This is a genomic window from Ureibacillus yapensis (assembly GCF_003515775.1).
Lineage (GTDB): Bacteria > Bacillota > Bacilli > Bacillales_A > Planococcaceae > Ureibacillus > Ureibacillus yapensis.
This window is the reverse complement of sequence record NZ_QWEI01000013.1, coordinates 38,880-56,551: the sequence shown is the minus strand read 5'-3', so window position 1 is coordinate 56,551 and position 17,672 is coordinate 38,880. Positions and strand designations below refer to the sequence as shown.

At 40.3% G+C, this 17,672-nt stretch carries 14 protein-coding genes; 2 read left to right on the top strand and 12 right to left on the bottom strand.

The features are described 5' to 3' along the window. Positions 1-104 precede the first annotated feature (104 nt). Positions 105-1,292, bottom strand: coding sequence for an endonuclease Q family protein (locus D1B33_RS16875; RefSeq protein ID WP_118877585.1), 1,188 nt, complete (start codon positions 1,290-1,292; stop codon positions 105-107). Between the two features lie 229 nt (positions 1,293-1,521). Between D1B33_RS16875 and D1B33_RS16870 the strand changes: the two genes are divergently transcribed. After that, entirely contained in the window at positions 1,522-3,483 is a 1,962-nt protein-coding gene (locus D1B33_RS16870; RefSeq protein ID WP_118877584.1) for a methyl-accepting chemotaxis protein, read from the top strand. A gap of 58 nt (positions 3,484-3,541) precedes the next feature. On the opposite strand, the gene D1B33_RS16865 is transcribed toward D1B33_RS16870, so the two are convergent. The 3 genes from D1B33_RS16865 to ku all read right to left on the bottom strand — a co-directional run bounded on the left by D1B33_RS16865 (position 3,542) and on the right by ku (position 5,467). Beyond that, positions 3,542-3,913, bottom strand: a complete 372-nt coding sequence (locus D1B33_RS16865; protein WP_118877583.1) for a DUF423 domain-containing protein — start codon at positions 3,911-3,913, stop codon at positions 3,542-3,544. Between the two features lie 111 nt (positions 3,914-4,024). Next, a complete protein-coding gene (locus tag D1B33_RS16860; protein ID WP_158583013.1) occupies positions 4,025-4,543 on the bottom strand; it encodes a YusW family protein in 519 nt (172 codons plus the stop codon). A 90-nt stretch (positions 4,544-4,633) separates the two neighbouring features. Beyond that, complete coding sequence (ku, locus tag D1B33_RS16855) at positions 4,634-5,467, bottom strand: non-homologous end joining protein Ku (protein ID WP_118877581.1); 834 nt, start codon at positions 5,465-5,467, stop codon at positions 4,634-4,636. Positions 5,468-5,570: 103 nt separating this feature from the next. On the opposite strand from ku, the gene D1B33_RS16850 reads away from it, so the two are divergent. Further along, positions 5,571-7,406, top strand: a complete 1,836-nt coding sequence (locus tag D1B33_RS16850) for a DNA ligase D (RefSeq protein WP_118877580.1) — start codon at positions 5,571-5,573, stop codon at positions 7,404-7,406. 342 nt (positions 7,407-7,748) lie between these two features. On the opposite strand, the gene D1B33_RS16845 is transcribed toward D1B33_RS16850, so the two are convergent. The 8 genes from D1B33_RS16845 to D1B33_RS16810 all read right to left on the bottom strand — a co-directional run bounded on the left by D1B33_RS16845 (position 7,749) and on the right by D1B33_RS16810 (position 17,527). After that, positions 7,749-8,549: a cytochrome c oxidase assembly protein gene (locus tag D1B33_RS16845; RefSeq protein WP_118877579.1), complete on the bottom strand. Its 801-nt coding sequence runs from the start codon at positions 8,547-8,549 to the stop codon at positions 7,749-7,751. Next, complete coding sequence (locus D1B33_RS16840; protein ID WP_233549520.1) at positions 8,549-9,016, bottom strand: DUF2243 domain-containing protein; 468 nt, start codon at positions 9,014-9,016, stop codon at positions 8,549-8,551. The genes D1B33_RS16845 and D1B33_RS16840 overlap by 1 nt, the downstream gene beginning before the upstream one ends. A 194-nt stretch (positions 9,017-9,210) precedes the next feature. After that, positions 9,211-10,164, bottom strand: a complete 954-nt coding sequence (locus D1B33_RS16835; RefSeq protein WP_118877577.1) for a cation diffusion facilitator family transporter — start codon at positions 10,162-10,164, stop codon at positions 9,211-9,213. 81 nt (positions 10,165-10,245) lie between these two features. After that, positions 10,246-10,563 (bottom strand): ArsR/SmtB family transcription factor, encoded by a 318-nt coding sequence (locus tag D1B33_RS16830; protein ID WP_118877576.1) that lies wholly within the window; start codon positions 10,561-10,563, stop codon positions 10,246-10,248. A 139-nt stretch (positions 10,564-10,702) separates the two neighbouring features. After that, a complete protein-coding gene (locus D1B33_RS16825) occupies positions 10,703-12,928 on the bottom strand; it encodes a YcdB/YcdC domain-containing protein (RefSeq protein WP_118877575.1) in 2,226 nt (741 codons plus the stop codon). A gap of 155 nt (positions 12,929-13,083) precedes the next feature. Beyond that, complete coding sequence (locus D1B33_RS16820) at positions 13,084-14,373, bottom strand: glycoside hydrolase family 18 protein (protein ID WP_118877574.1); 1,290 nt, start codon at positions 14,371-14,373, stop codon at positions 13,084-13,086. A gap of 145 nt (positions 14,374-14,518) precedes the next feature. Then, a complete protein-coding gene (locus tag D1B33_RS16815; protein WP_118877573.1) occupies positions 14,519-15,730 on the bottom strand; it encodes an EAL-associated domain-containing protein in 1,212 nt (403 codons plus the stop codon). A gap of 258 nt (positions 15,731-15,988) precedes the next feature. Continuing rightward, entirely contained in the window at positions 15,989-17,527 is a 1,539-nt protein-coding gene (locus tag D1B33_RS16810; RefSeq protein ID WP_118877572.1) for a DHA2 family efflux MFS transporter permease subunit, read from the bottom strand. Positions 17,528-17,672: the final 145 nt, after the last annotated feature.

Genomic DNA, 17,672 nt, shown 5'->3' with positions numbered 1-17,672 from the left:
TTTGCTATAAAATATATGTCCATTGTGACATACATCCCTTTAAAAACAAGCTACGTTTAAGATTCCCCGTCTTAAACAAGTAGCTTGTTTTTTTATGCTTCCTTTTATTCGTTGTCCGGTACTCTTGTCTCCAGCTTACCGTAAACTCCACCGCCGCCAACCTTGATGCCCAATTTTCCCTGCCTTGCCGAATCAATAAGGGAGGCTATTTTTTCGGGTACTGCCTGCTTTAAATCTTCGAATGATGTGTGATGCAAGATGTTCATCTCTGTTCCGAAAGCATTTAAAAGCTTTTCAATTGTTTTTCGGCCAATCCCTGGGATGAAATCCAAAGGTACTTGGTGGTAATAAGGCGGTCTTTCTACTTGCAGATCAGGATTGTCGGACAATTCCCTGATTCTTTTTGAAACCCCTTTTATCAATTGTAGTTTCCCGCAGTGCGGACATCTTGTTAATCCCTCTTCCGCAACCTGCTCTCCGCAATTTGCGCAAACCGTTTCATGGTACTTGCCGAGCAGTGGGTTTAAACCATAATTTGCAAGTATGGCTCTCCCGTCCTTTTTATGAAGCGCTTTTTTCAATTCCTTGAAATTGGCCTCTTCCAGCAGCATTTTTTGATATTCGCGTGCAAGTTTTCCCAAGGAGTGCGCATCCGAATTCGTGACAAAGGAATAGGGCGCCAATTCACTGATTCCTTTTACCATATACGTGTCGGAACTTAAACCCAGCTCGATTCCATCAATCAAAGCGGGTTCGAAAACTTCAGACAAGCTGCTGATTACTCCTTTTCCATATAGGCTTTTAAAAGGCGTAAACACATGCGCCGGGATGAATAACCCGCCAAGCTCATAAACTTTATGCTGCAATGTACGAGCATCACAATAAATTCGCTGCGAACTTAAATGGATATTTTTCAATTGGGTACTCAGCCAACTTGAGAATTCCTTCATCTTTTCAAGGGTTGGAAAATAAACAAGCACATGGATGGGACCATGGCAATTTTCATCATAGATTTCGATTTCGGAACCGGGAATCAGTGTTGTCTTTTCATAGCGCAACCCACCGTACGAGAGTTCCGTTGCTTTTCCTTCTTTGATCAGTTCCTCCATCTCTTCGATTACCTCGGGTGAATGGCAATCAATAATGCCGATTAAATCCAGTCCCTTTTTCGAAGTCGCTGTTTGCAATATATTTCTTAACGTCAAGTCTTTGCTTCCAGTGATTTTTACAGCGCGGCCTTTTTGCGTTCGCCCGATATGTATATGTAAATCTGCATAGATTTCTTTTAGCATTCCATCCACTTCCTTTAAACCATTTTACAAAACGATACCCCAAAAGCGAACTATGCATCCCCAAGCATTAGTATTGTCACCTACCTCTAAATCCAAAATCACCAAAAAGTTATACTATATTTAAAATATCCTAATTCAATATAACCATTGTATAGATAATTATGGTAGATTAAGAATTGAATGTTAATTTCCAAAAATACGTTTAATATTTCAACAAGGAGTGCATCTTTTGAAAAGTATTAAAGCAAAATTAATTACCATTTTACTTTCTTTATCCATTCTCCCTTTACTACTTATCGCTACGATTATTTTCTTCGTAACAGGCAACGGATATTCCGACCTCATCGACAATCAACAGGAGAGAATGATACATAACGTTCAAAGTGAATTAGACAATGTTTCCGATAATTTGCTGAATCTTACTTCTACCTATGCCCAAAATGAGGAACTGATTGCAGACTATCAATCGGGAGACCGAGAGCAATTATTAACAACGGTTAATGAAATATTCTCCCGTTTACAGGAAGAACACGGCTTATCCGTATTTGAGTTTGGAAACCAGAATGGCGTTGTATTTTTACGAGGACATAATCCCGAAAAATTCGGAGATGACAAAAGTGACGTGCCAGCTATCCAGGCGGCTTTGGAAGGTCAGTCCATCTCTGGTTTCGAGGTCGGACAAAGCGGCCTTTCCGTCAGAGCGTTTGCACCGTTGACAGTGGATGGCGAAATTGTGGGCACGCTCCAAACGAGTGTGGAAAGTACTTTCCTGGAACAGTTAAGCCAGCAATTGGATGGCGTAGTCATTACGCTATATGATCAAGAAGGTGCTGCAATCTACTCTTCCAGTTCTCCAGAAGATTCTTCAGCATTAGATGAATCGACTCTCTCGAAAATTTCTGATGGAAAGATCGCTACATCTGAAGAAAACGGAACCTTTAAGTCCATTCTGCCAATGTATGACCCAACCGGCAGTGAAATCATTGGCGGCATCAGCCTGAAACAGGACATTTCGGTCATACAGCAGGTGCAGGATCAGTTTGTATTCACTGCAGTAATGATTATAGTTTTAACCATTCTGATTGTTTTAATAATCGCAATTTATTTTAGCCGGTCCATTTCCAAACCAATCGTCTATCTCGCCAATGCATTGGACGAACTTTCTCATGGAAATTTAACAATTGACACACAAGAAAGTACCCGGAAAGATGAAATCGGACATTTGCTAAATGCCATGCATGCGATGAAAAATAAGCTTTATACAACGATCAACAGCGTGGCAGCATCTTCCCTTCATGTGGCAGAGCAAAGTACCGAACTAAAAGAAGCAGCTGATGAAATTTTGGCAGGATCGCAACAAATTTCATCTACAATGACCGATATTGCTTCCGGTTCAGAAAATCAGGCTAGCAATCTCGGCAATCTCTCATCGAATACTGCTGATTTTTCTGTAAGCGTTCAGGAAAGCAGGCAAAAAGGACATGACCTAAGTCTTTCCACAAAAGAAATGCTTCAATTTATCTCTGAGGGAAAAGAAAAAATGCAGCTTTCAGATGGGCAAATGGTAAAAATCAATGGCGTCATGAAAGAAGCTGTGCTTAAAATGAGCAGCTTGGAGATGCAAACAAAAGAAATTTCAAAACTAGTGTCGATGATCGAAGAAATAGCCAACCAAACTAATTTACTTGCACTCAATGCTGCGATAGAAGCTGCCCGTGCCGGAGAACATGGCAAAGGTTTTGCGGTAGTGGCAGATGAAGTAAAAAAACTGGCTGAGCAGGTTTCCGATTCGGTAACGGACATTACGAAAATTGTTGCGAATGTTCAACAAGAATCAAACTTGGTGGAATCGTCTCTGAAAAACGGGTATGAGGAAGTTCAGCAAGGTTCAACCTATATTCAGTCAACCGGAGAAACGTTCAATAACATTCAGGTCTCGGTTTCTTCAATGGTTGAGAGCATTGTGGATATTACGAATTATTTGGATGATAATGTGAATCGCACCAGCCAAATGAGCGATTCGGTGGAGCAAATTGCATCGGTTTCCGAGGAGACGGCTGCAGCAGTGGAACAAACCGCGGCAACAACCGAAGAATTTAACCGTTCAATTGAAGAAATCTCGCAAAATACCGAACAGCTTGCACATCTGGCAGACGAATTAAAAGTGCTGGTTCATCAATTCAAATTATAAAAAATAACACCTTTAAAAGAGCAGAATCTTTTAAAGGTGTTTCTTTTCGATTGGTGATTTAAAATCCTGCTATAAATAAGAGAATCCAGGCAACCAAAAATAACAAGCCGCCGATTGGTGTAATGGCCCCAAGCTTTTTGACTCCCGTTACCGCGAGTATATACAAGCTGCCGGAAAAGAATACGATGCCCGCAAGCATCAAAATCCCGGCCCATAACAATAAACTCGAGCTTCCCATTAAAGCATCCATTGAAAGAATGCCTACCAAAACGATTCCCAATGCATGGTACATCTGGTATTGAACGGCCGTATTCCATATTTGCTCATAACGGGGTTCCGGAAATTTATCTTTCAATGCATGTGCTCCGAAGGCTCCCAGCGCAACCCCTATAAATGCCAAAATCGCCCCTAGCGACAATAATACGCTCATCTCAAACGCCCCTTTATGTATCTATCCCTTTAACTATATAAGTATTATCATTGTTTTGACAATAAAAAGCTGTACATGCTCCGAGTATTTTAGAACATGTACAGCAAATAATTACTTATTAGTGAATTCATATTTTTTCGTTACGCCATTAACGAATTTGACTTCCAGATCAAATTCCTTAAAGTCTTCCTTTAATCCAAATGCAGAGATTACATCGTTTAAAACTTCTTCATTGCCTGTATTCTCATCAAATGTCAACGACTCTAATTGAGGCTCAATGGCATGATATGCATCATTGCCGGATAAGTCTATATCATTTGCGTCATCTTCCAATTCCGCCGACACTTGGTTTTGGTTATTTTCGTATTCCACGTTATAGGAAACATCCTTATCATACTCAACATCCAAGTCGAAATGAGTAAAATTAAACAGTGTATCTACTTGTTGCGCCCCATTAGTTTGATCTCCTGATGCATTTTGCTCTGTCCCATTGGAACTATTATTCTGTGCTGCGTCATTCGTTGTTGCCGGTATTGTCGCTGCTTCGTCCTGTCCTGCATCATTGTTGCTGCAACCAGTCATTAAACCAAGCAATAAAGGAATCGTTATAAAGGCTTTACTGCAATTCATGTAACATCGCTCCTTTACATTTACTCCTTCATACTTTTCCCTCATCCCCCTTATTTAACCTTAAAACCTATTCTATTTTCATAAATTTAATTACGCTTCTATTTTCTCTTTCGTTTTTCGTTTTCGTGTTGTTTTCTTTTTCGGTGCAGCCGTTTTATCCAGCGAGGCCTGCAATGCTGCCATTAAATCTGTCATATCCGCCGGGATTACGGTTTCTTTTTCGCGTGCGGTCACCGTAATTTCGCCGGTTTTCTTATGTTCAATCAATTCAAGTAGCGCCGTACGATAGTCATCCTCGTACTTTTCCGGCTCAAATTTGGCTGTCAGCTGATCAATTAACATTAATGCGGTATCGAGTTCTTTTTGAACCACGTTTTCTTCGCTCGGAATATTCGGCACTTCCGCAGCATTCCGCACTTCATCGGGAAAATGAATGGTTTCCATTAATAATGTCTCACCATAAACCCGGACAATCGCCAGTTGTTCTTTCGAGCGAATCGTAATTTTCGCAACGCCAATTTTGCCGGAATCGCTTAATGCCTTGCGCAAAAGGGTATATGCCTTTCCACCGCCACTGTCAGGGGCCATAAAATAACTTCGCTCAAAATAGATGGGGTCGATTTCCTCCAGCTTGACAAACTCCATAATTTTAACCGCTTTATCTTCATTTTCTTTTCGGAGATTTTCAAGTTCTTCAGCATCCAATACGACAAATTTGTTTTTGGAATACTCATAGGCCTTTACGATTTCTTCATTTTTAATTTCTTTCTCACAAACAGGGCAAACTTTTTGGTAGTTAATCGGGCTATTGCACTCCTTATGAAGCTGGCGCAATTTTATATCCTTATTTTCCGTTGCCGTATGCAGCTTGATCGGAATATTGACAAGTCCAAAACTAATACTGCCTTTCCAAACTGTATGCAAACTTCTTCACCTACTTTTTCATTATTATGAGGATTCGAGCCAACAACTATGTATAACGAAATCAAACAGATAAAAACTAATTCAAAAAAGAGAGGTTTTCCTTATGAAACCAATGCTTCTGACCTCTTCCGAAACTATCCCTTCAAATGAAGGCTGGCTCTATGAAACGAAATATGATGGCTATCGCTGCCTTTTAAAATGGGACCTAAACAGCGTTACTTTACAAAGTCGAAACGAAAAAGAACTTAACGACTATTTTCCTGAGTTAATCCACTTTTGCCAAATCAATACCGAGAAGCTTAAAGCATTTTTGCCTTTGCTATTGGATGGGGAAATTGTTTATTTGGTAAATGATTATAAAAGCGATTTCTCAACCGTTCAGTCTCGGGGAAAAATGCGCTCCCAAAAAACGATTCTACAGGCAAGCAAAAATCTCCCTTGCAGTTTTATTGCCTTTGACTTGCTTCAATTAAAGGGTGTGGAAATAACGCAGCATTCTCTTATGGACAGAAAGAAAGAATTGGCTGATTTATTTCAATCAGCCGGGCTTCCCCTGTCGCCTTCGTTTAAAGACAAAGGCACAATTCAACTAATCACATTTTCTGATGAGAGTGATCTATTATGGGCAAGAATTCAGGAATGGAATGGAGAAGGAATCATTGCCAAGAAAAAAAACAGTCTGTGGGATAGCGGAAAACGGACAAACGGGTGGCTGAAGGTGAAAAATTGGCGGTATGTTACAGTGATTTTGACGCTTTTCGATCAAGAAAATGGCTATTTTAACGGGGCTGTTTACGTTGATGAAAAATTAGAGGAAATAACCACTTTTCGTCATGGTCTTTCTGATGAAGAAATGCAGACACTTTCCACCTTTTTTCAAACAAAAGGGACGAGAATTTCCGCAACCATTTGGACCATCCCTCCATCCATTTGTGTCGATGTGGCCTGCATTGATTTTGATGGAAAGAAATTGAGAGAACCGCGTTTTGCAGCATTTCGGTTTGACTTAAAACCAGAACATGCAACCTGGGATCATATGTTGCGACAGCTTCATCCAATCCCCCGGCACGTTGAAATAACGCATCCTGATAAACCCGTTTTTCCTGCGTTGGACTTGGTAAAGGATGATTATATCTACTACCTGCAGGAGATTGCCCCTTACCTGTTGCCTTTTTTGGAACAGCGCAATTTAACGGCTATTCGATTTCCCCATGGTGTTCCTGGCGAAAGCTTTTATCAAAAAAATGTGCCTGAGTATGCACCTGATTTCGTAAGGACAAGTTTTGACGACGAAATTGAATATATCGTTTGCAATGATTTAAAAACCCTTTTATGGTTGGGAAATCAATTAGTAATTGAATTTCATATCCCTTTTCAAACAAATGATACCCAGTGCCCCACTGAAATCGTTTTTGACCTGGATCCCCCTTCCGTAGAGGAATTTTCATTGGCTGTGGAAGCGGCCTTACAAATGAAAGCCATTTTTGATAATTTCAATTTAACTTCTTATATTAAAACATCCGGTGGCAAGGGGTTGCAGGTTTATATCCCACTGCCAAGAAATGCCTTTACTTTTGACGAGACAAGAATTTTCACAGAGTTCGTCTGCAAATTTTTGGTAGAGCAAAATCCAAAGTGGTTCACCATCGAAAGAATGAAAAAAAATCGAAACAATAAACTATATCTGGATTATGTGCAGCATGCGCATGGCAAAACGATTATCAGCCCTTATTCGCCAAGAGGCAATAACCATGGGCTAGTCGCTACACCACTGTCATGGCATGAAATCAGCCAGCAGCTGCACCCTAAATTGTTCACCATCCCTGCCGTGTTGGAACGCATAAAGGAAACGGGAGATCTTTTAAAAGACTTCTATAAAGTCGGAGAACAGCAGCCGTTCGCCCCGGTCTTAACAACATTAAAAAACTTGAGGAAGTAATGTGAGGAGTCGCGTTTGGAGCGTTAAGGTCCAGTTTTACCAGCAAGATTGAGGTGTGAGGGAATGCTCAAGGACTTGATTGAAGTAAATCAGTTGCTATGAGTCCCTGAATGAAGTTCTCGTGGACTGTGTTCATGCAATTTCACTTATCCGAGTCCGTGACTGGCCCGATCGTGGACTAAACTCCTGCAATTCAGCATATTCCGGTCCTCGAGGGAATCGCTCATGGACTCGATTCAAGTGATTTCGTCAATCCGAGTCTTCGACAGACATGCTCGTGGACTGTTCTCGTGGGATTACCCCAGAAGCAGTCCCCGACAAAACCTAAGCATACAACATGTCTTAATTGGCAACTTGGGCTGCCTTTTTCGATAACCTTCTATTGCCTTTAAAATATTGATAACAAAGAATAATGACGAGCATTAAATCCACCATGTCCCCACCGTAGTACATTAACATCCCACCAGCCTGCGCTTCTGATTCCTTCACTCCGGCTGGAGGATTTGCATAAATCCATTTGGATAGAATCCCATGTCCCGCCATCGCCATGATTAAAATGAAAGCGCGAAACTGGAATGATTTTTGGTGAGCTACAGGGTCTATGTAGAGGATCGAAAGTGTAAATAAATACCCCGCAATAAATACATGTAAATGAATGAAAAGATACAAAAGCAAGGATTCGTGCATCATTTGAAATAAATCAGTCGTATATAATAGCCATAGCCCACCAATATTCAATATGGCCGTATTCAAGGGATTCGTCACCCAACGGCCGTAGGAACTTCTCAATAATTTACTAATTGTTCGTCCGGCTTTCACTGGAACCGTTCTTAAAAGAAGCGTCACGGGCGCGGAAAGCACTAACAATAAGGGCGCGAGCATTCCCAATAATAAATGTGCCAACATATGAGCCTGGAAATTGCTATGGGCCATCTCGGCAATTGGACCTACCATCGCCAGCGCTGCCGAGCATACCCCGCCAATCCAAAAGAATACCCTTGATACAGGCCACTTCTTATATTTTTTATTCGTCATATAAACTGCCCATAAATAAAGTCCAATAGCAATCAGTGGAACAACGTAAATAATCATTTCAGCAAAGCTACCTATTATTGTTGAATTTCCGTCAGAATGATGATGCATTACGCTTCGCCCACTTTACTTTTTTGGGCCGATTTACTCTTTCTTAAAAGATTGAGGCCATTGAGTATCATGAATGCCGCCAGCACATTCCACACGATATCGTAATAGATGATTTCCACGTTATAACGAATTTGATGAAGCTTCATAAGTTTATGTTGAATGATGCCATCATAAAGTTGAAAAGTCCCACCGCCCAGCATCATTGCGCCAATCCATCTTTTTCTATCCCACACTTTCCTTTTGCGAATATCGGCCAACATAAAAAGAGAAGCGACCGTTGCAAACCAACTAAAAGCATGGAAGAGGCCATCTGAGACAAGTCCGATATCAGTCGTTGATTTATCATAAAAATGGTGCCAATGCAAAAGTTGATGAAACACTGCTTCATCGATAAAAGCAACTAACCCTAAGCCAAATAAAATACCCGACCGGAAATTAGACGAAGCATCTTGTTTATTAATCTCCAATTCATTCACCCTCAACGTTTAATTTTTGCCACCATTATTTTATCCATCAATGGCGTAAATTTATCCTCATTTCCCTTAAATTAACACAGCATTATTTCGAACATACCCTGCTCGCCTACTGCCAAAACTAAAAAAAATCTGAGCGGTCATCAACTGCCGCTCAGATTTACCAGGTTATTTAAGTTCTTTATTGCTCAATGATGGTGATGGTGGTCGTTTTCCTCATGATTTTTACAAAGGATGGAGTTCTCATGTGCATGTTTTGAATCTTCCAATTGAACCGTCATATGGCCAATTCCAAGGTGAGACAAGTCATGCTCGATGGATTTTAAAAGAAGCTGGCTTTCTTGGACGGTCATTATTCCCTCAACGACCGCATGGCAAGAAAGGGCATTTTGACCGCTTGTAATGCTCCACACGTGCAAATCATGAATATCAATGATTTCCGGTTTATTTTTAAATACTTGGATAATTTCATCCATTTGAATATTGTTTGGCGTTCCCTCCATTAATACATGAACCGAGTCCCTTGTTACTCGATACCCACTGATTATTATAAGTACCGCCACGATAATACTAGCAACCGGATCGGCCCAGTTCCAGCCAAGCAGCATAATCAATAGAGCCGCAACAATGGCACCGACCGATCCCAGCATATCTCCGATAACATGTAAAAATGCTGCCCGAATGTTTAGATTTTCCTTTGTATCACCACCGCGCATGATGATCCATGCCACAAGGATATTCACCAAGAGACCAACAATGGCAATGATCAGCATTCCCGAAGTAGCAATTTCCGGTGGATTGGCAAAGCGTTTAACCGCTTCATAGAAAATGTACAAAGCCACTAGAATAAGGGTAACCCCATTAAACACAGCAGCCAATATTTCAAAACGTTTATAGCCATAGGTTTTACTGTAATTTGCTGTTTTTTCGCCGAACTTAAATGCCAGAACTCCAATGGCCAATGAAATCGCATCGCTGAGCATGTGGCCAGCGTCGGATAATAAAGCCAAACTATTTGTATATAAACCACCAATAACTTCCACAATCATAAACAGTGCGATAATAAAAAATGAGATGGTCAATGTTTTTTTATTGGCTCCATGTGTATGATCGTGATGTGCGTGATTGTGATCGTGTCCCATGCATTTGCCCCCTATCTTAGAAGTCACTTTTCTAATATTAGTATATGTTCATATAGTAATATGGTTTATTATTTACTTTTCCTAACTATGCGAAGAATGTTCGATTGTTTGCTTTAGCATATTCATGACATGTTCATCCTCATAGGAATAATAAAGGGTCGTTCCTTCCCTCCTATATTTTACCAGCCTTAAATTTTTCAGGAATCTTAATTGATGGGAAACCGTCGACTGGCGTAAATCCAGGGATTCTGCTATTTCGTTCACTGAATGCTCCCGTTGAAACAGTAAATTTAGAATTCGAATGCGCGTTGGATCGCTTAGTGCTTTAAATGTTTGAGAAACAAGAAAAAGCGTCTCTTCGTCCAAATCATAAGGATGTCTACTATGTTGCTCTTCCAACCTAACCTCTCCCTCCCCATTTCGATATATGCTTATATATTCATATATGAATATTTTATGCGCAAAGCACCTTTTTGTCTAATTATTATATGTAAAAGTTTTAAGGCTGGCATAAGAATCTATGCCAGCCTTAAATTAATTAATAGTAATATCGATATGGATTGCCTTTTTCGTATACCTTATGTGCCAGGCGAATTGTTGACTCGGCCAAATCTGCATAGGTTACTGATTTTTTCGGATTAAACAATCCATCTTTTGCCGGGAGAATTTCCAAAGCATCCACCAATGCAGCATATCCCTTGTAAGTGATATCCTTCGCGTCTTTTGCATCAAGCTTATAAATATCCGCATGCTTTGCTGCTTGTTCCAAGCCAAGCGCCCGGATATACCAAACCGCAAGTTCTTCACGTGTAAGAGCGGCATCCGTATTGAACACGGTATTCTTTGTGTCGAGGATGCCCATGCCTGCAGCACGCTCAACTACTTGGTAATATTCATGATCCGGACCGATATTTTCAAACGTTTGATGACTTTCGCCTTGTTGCGGAAGATTTCCTTCATAGAAATAGGAAATGGATTTTAGCAGTATTTCCAAGGCTTCCCCTTTTTTGACGGCAGCATCTGCATTAAAATCGCTATTCTTTACTTCCAGGATGTTGTTTTGTATTAAATAATTTAATTCTTCTTCTGCTGTATCATGGGAAACGATTGGATATTCTTTTCCGCCAAACATGCTTGTCCATTCGCCTTTTGCTGCATCCAGCAAAGAAGATGAGTCGTGATAGAATGGTGTATATACCAATGAATAATGCTTCGAATCCTTTGAACGGTTATCTTGGACATACTGTAATTTCAAGTTGATCGCATCGCTAAATAACTTTTCCGCTTGCTGTTTTGAAATAATTCCTTCAGTCGTTGGCCATTCTTTTATTTCCGACGAGTTGACATATAAACTCATTAACGATCCATCAAAACCAACGCTTACATTAATGTCGTCCCCATTCACCGGAATACCATTTACGATTCTAGGGAACGTGAAGGAATAGGCACCGTAATTGTCATCAGAGAATGGCTCTGCTAAAGGTTTGCTATAGTTATGCAATGAGGATGGCATCCATTCTTTCAAATGCTCTACTGCTTTCGCTAGAGCTTCGCTGCTTGTTATCTTCTTGCCGCTATTCTGCTTTTCCCCAAGTTCTCTTAATAGTTCATTCTTCATATTGTGGTATTGAATGATTTCTCCGGTTGCTTTATCGATAACGAGGCTTGACCCAGATCCCCCATTATTAAATTCATACATATAAGAAATATAAATCATTTCCCGACCATCGGGATTTGTGATTTCTTCAACACTTTCCACTCTTAACTTCACTTTATCCGAATCCAATTTTAATAAATCTAAAGATAAACGTTTTGCTTCCTCTACAGTAATCGGGCCTTGTCTTGGTTTTAATGGTTGGCCCACGATTTTTTCTACTTTTGGATCTTTGGGAAGCGCAACCGCTGACCCATTTACCGTGAACCATTGTCCACTTAACGCATGGATCCCTACAAATTGATTAAGCGGCATATAGACCAATTGGACCGTGCGCTTATTTGAACGATAATCATAATTTACTTGATATTGTAATTGCAAATTTAATTTTTCTTTAATTTTAGCCAGTACTTCCTGTTCATTTTTTAAGTTGTTCGCTTCATCAAATGTGAATTTCCCTGTATTTTCTGGGTAACTGTAGTACTGTACAATTTCCCCGTTTCCAAGAACCGTCACTTCCATTCGTTGATTGGCAATTTCGATGTTATTTTCTGTACGTAGAAACGAAAAATGATAGCGCACGGGCTCTGTTAATAGTTGATTGGAATAATAGTAATTATAGGCGCTGTTTTTTTCGAGCTGATAGGTTTCACCTTCCGCAAATTTCTTCACGAAATTCTGTGCGAGCGTTTGTGCTTCCTCTTTCGATACTTTTGCAGGGAATAAGGCGTCTGATTGATTAACCGGTTCAAAGTGGAAACTTTCCAACTTTAGCTCATCGCCAGCGAACGTAACACTGCCATATAATTCTTTGCCTTGATAGTATTTGGAGAAATTCAAATTATAGCGGACTGTTTCATCCTCTGGATAATAGCGTCCTGTATTTAAGTGAAAATCATTTGTTGTAAGGAAGTCAAACTTGTTCGGAAACAACTCTCTAAACTTTTTAATTACTTCATTTTTCGTGATGACTGTTTCTGTAGAGGCGATTTCTATTTGCAGCTTTTCTGGAGAGAAAGGTGTGGGTGTTTGCGCATTAGCTACAGACATAATTCCAACTGAAATTGCCAAAGCCGTTAAAGGGATACCGATTTTATTTAACTTTTTCAAATTATACCTCCTGAATGGTTATACCAATTATTGTATATCAACTAGCCTTAATAGAACATAAGAATTTCCAATATTTTGAAAAAAGAGCAGCCAATCCGTTTAGACTGCTCTGATAGTTATTTATAAAATTAATTCAATAATGACATCTTACTAAATTACCTTTTTACCACATTGAAGTTTTCGCTGATTAATAACCAATTCTGAGGGAATGCAAAACCTAGCTTCCAATAGCTGATTCCCCGCAAGTTCAATCTTTTCATTAAATTAAATTTTGCCTGAATGGACCGCGCATCTTCAAACCATACTTTGTGGGCTTTTCCCGCATCATCCACATAATTGAAGTTCGGTGCTTGCGCCGTAGTATCATAATCGATAACGGCATTATTGGCTGCTGCGATTTCAATTGCCCTTTGTGGACTGACTGCTCTTGCATATTGGCCACCCGGCACAAATGGCAGTGTCCAATCATAACCATATAGGTTTTGGCCCATCATGATTTTTTCTGCGGGCATTTGCGTTAATGCAAATTGGATTACTTTTTCCACTTCCGTAATCGGTGACACCGCCATTGGAGGTCCAGCTGAATAGCCCCATTCATAAGTCATGAGAACAGAAAAATCAACAATTTCCCCATGAGCACGGTAGTCATGCGCTTCATACCATTGTCCAGCCTGTTCCGCGCTTGTTTTTGGAGCCAGCGCTGTGGAGACTAAAAATCCATTTTCGTGCAGGTAGTTCGTTGCTTTTCTTAAAAAGTTATTATATGCCTCGCGCTGATCAGCCGGAAGAAACTCGAAATCAAAATGAATATCCGTAACTTGGCCAATACGATTTGCTTCATCTACGATATTTTCCAATAGCACATCCTGGACAGCGGAACTTTGCAAAATCGCTCTTCCCAGCTCACCGCTAAACTGGCCGTTTTCTAAATTGCTCACCACCATCATGATTGAGGCGCCGGTCTCCCTAGCCACTTCCGGAATCCCTTCTATCGGCATTGGCTCTAGACTGCCATCTCTTCTGGCTTCATAACTAAATGCCGCCAAGTACGTTAAATATTGCCCCACGCTTCTAGCTTCGTTTAACAATGTTTCGCTGACCGATTGTCCCGTTGGCTCGATATAAATATTGACTTCCGTATTTCTTTTTTGCATCGGAGGAATATAAAGACGCGTGCCAACTTGCAATGGCGTGTTTACATCAATGCCATTGAATCGGGCTAAAGTAGCTGCATTCAGACCAAAACGCTGCGCAATGCTGGTTAGTGTATCCCCTTGCTGTACCCAGTAAAAACTGCCCGTGATTGGAATGACAAGTGCTTGCCCGACAACTAACCGCTCCGGATGTTCCAGTTGGTTTGCTTCGATGATGCTTTGGGGTGTGGTGCTATAAGCCTGCGCAATTCCAAAAAGCGATTGTCCGGGTTGAACAACATGTATTTGAATATGATTTCCTCCCTTTCATCGTTCAAAGTAATTACATCTATTAACTTTATGTTTCTATTTTGCTTTTCATAACTTATGAAGCAGACTTAAGGCAAATAAAAAATCCCTATTTAATGGCTGTATGCCTTTAAATAAGGATTTTCTATTAATTCACGATATTATGTTCGTAAAGATAATCGTAGGTAATATCCACAAATAAATATTCATGGTCATTCAAGGCCATCGAGAATGTACGTGTTAGCTCCCCTGTTTCAATATCGCTGTATATACTCGAAAGATTTCCTTTCTCGGTATTCCTTATTTTAATGATATTAAACAGAAAATACGGACGCCAGCTCCAGTTCTTCCCTACTGCACATTGTTCCACATCCCATTTCCCATTGTGGTAAACCACGTTGGGGGAAAGTTGGAATCCTTCATCGTTGCAAATATAAAAACGAAAGGCATGCTTCTCCAATTCTTTGGCTAACTGCAATAATTTTTCCACGTTTTTTCCGTCCGGTTTGATGTTATCCACGATTGTGGTAATGGTTTTTTGCAAGTTTTTCATTTCTTCAAACTTCACTTCAAGCAGCCTTTTTTCAGTAGCGATAAATTGCTTGCATTCATTGCGGAAGCGTTCTTTTAGTGTATCTTTTGGTATAAATTGACTTGTGGGCTTTTGTAAATAGCCCCCTTTAAAAAACCTTGCTCCGCTTTTCCATGCATGGTGCAGTTGATAATCCGTTCGGATATTATCAAACATTAACGTTGCACCAATCTTTATGGCCAATGTTTGGATTGTGGTAAAAACGTGGTTTTGTGCACCCCAAGCATTGTAATTGAGTTGGGATACATTGATTTTTAAAGTAGCGGGTTCAAACATCAAAATTTGATCCAGGTTGCTTTCGGAACCAATATTAGCTAATGCAATCTTGACCCCATATGTTTTTATATAGCGAATCGGATGCTGCAGTTGCTGCGTTTCCCCTTTGAACTTATGCTCCGGTATGACGAGATAGATAAAAGGCAGAAATTCTTCCCCGATTTCTTCTTTCAATAGTTTGAAATAGCTCTCGCCAAAATCCTCCATCAGCAGATTGGGATTACAGGGGAGATAAAGCCTTACCCCATTGGTCTGCACTTCTTCCCTTGCCAAGAGCAATGCTTTTTTAACTAGCGCATGCTCTACTTCATTGCGAATATCGGCTGGTATTGATTCATCATACGTAAAATCAATAACGTCCAGTGTTTCACCTTCATTTATATATTGGCCAATGACTTCATATGCGGTAATTACGTGTTCATCCGCACTGTAGATTGGTTCAAATAAAACGTTGATTTCATCTAACTTCTCCAGAAAATCAAGAACATCCATCCCAAAACCCCCAAGCGAAAATTTGCTCATTTCCTTCTTCATTATACACAAAAATACATGTTAGAAAAGATAACACGGCATCAATTTATTCATTTGTCATTCTTATATATTGTATTCCGTAAAAGTGGCTTTCAACCAAATTAAAAAATAATTGCCGGTATACCTAAAGCATCGCAATCCCCGAAAAAGGCCATTCCATCAAGGGAACGGCCTTCTTTATTTTAATACACAGTGATAGGTGCAAAGTATAAACGATGCTTATTTACTTAAGGTTGCATTTGCAGGAGTTTCCACAACTCTAGGTTGTGAAGCGTTAACCTGCTTCACATTGTCCGGGCTGACCGCGCGTTTCAGGAATAATGACAGTATGAGTGCCACAACTGTGATAATCGTTGCGACAACAAACGAGAACTGTATGCCATCCAAAAGTGCTTGCTGGCCAATTTGAGCTTTCATTGCTGCAATTTGCTCTTCCGTCATTGCTCCTGTCACTTGGCTTTTAGCCTTGGCTGCCAAATCTTCCGCAGCTGACGTTGTTCTGGCATTCATCACCGCCACCAAAATGGCAGTCCCTAGTGAACCCGCCAACTGTTGAACAGTATTGTTGGCTGCAGTACCATGCGGATTTAGGCGTCCCGGCAATGAATTCAAACCATTCGTCATGATTGGCATCATGACCAACGAAATCCCAAGCATGCGGATTGTATAGATGCTAATAATGAATGAGTAAGTTGAATCAACATCCAAAAATGACAACATATAAGTTGCAATAGCAGTAATCGTTAATCCGACTATCGCTAAAATACGGGGTCCTATTCTATCAAACAAGCGTCCTGTAATTGGCGACATGACAGCCATCACAAGAGCACCCGGCAACATCATTAATCCCGATTCAAAAGGATGGATGCCCCGTACACTTTGAACATAAGCTGGCGTTAAAATCATACCGCCCATCAATGCCATGGAAAGCACTGCGCTGATGACGGCAGACAATGCAAATAATGGCGATTTAAAAATTTCCATACTTAACACCGGTGTCTCAAGCTTCACTTGACGTACAACAAATAAAACAATACCGATAATCCCGATAATAACAGTTGCAAGTACGATTGGATCGGTCCAACCATCATTGCCAGCAGTACTTACACCGTACAACAATCCGCCAAAACCAATTGTTGAAAGTACAATCGAAAAATAGTCCAATGTAACATGTTTGTTTGGAAGTACATTTTGCAATTTCCAAATACTTAACAATAAACTGATGACCGCGATTGGCAGAATCATTTCAAATAGAACGCGCCAATCGTAATGTTCGACAATCCAGCCTGATAAAGTTGGACCAATCGCCGGTGCTGCAATCATTACCAGCCCGAACATCCCCATCGCCGCCCCACGCTTTTCAACCGGGAAACTAATTAGCATCACGTTCATCAGAAGCGGAGACATAACCGATGCCCCTACCGCTTGAACCATGCGTCCCGCTAATAATAAAGCGAAAGTAGGCGCGGTCGCAGCGAGCAATGTACCAATCGTGAAGACTGCCATTGCAAAAATAAATAATGGTCTCGTTTTAAATCGTGTAATCAAAAAGGCCGAAGCGGGCACCAATACCCCACTTACCAGCATATAGCCAGTTGCCAGCCATTGCACCGTTGCATACGTAACATCTAGATCTACCATAATGGTAGGAAGTGCAACATTGAGTAATGTATTATTTAAAAAAGCAACAAACGTTCCTACAAATAAGATGGCAATCATCAAATATGGAGGCTTTTTAGCTGTCTGTTCACTATGCATATTTATTTTCCACACTCTCTCTCTTAATTCATTTCACCCTGAAATACATTCTATACCGACAGTCTATTTTTATCAACAAAAATATATTTATAGTCTTAAACATTGAATTAAAAGCGTTTTCAAATTATACTTACGGTATAATTAT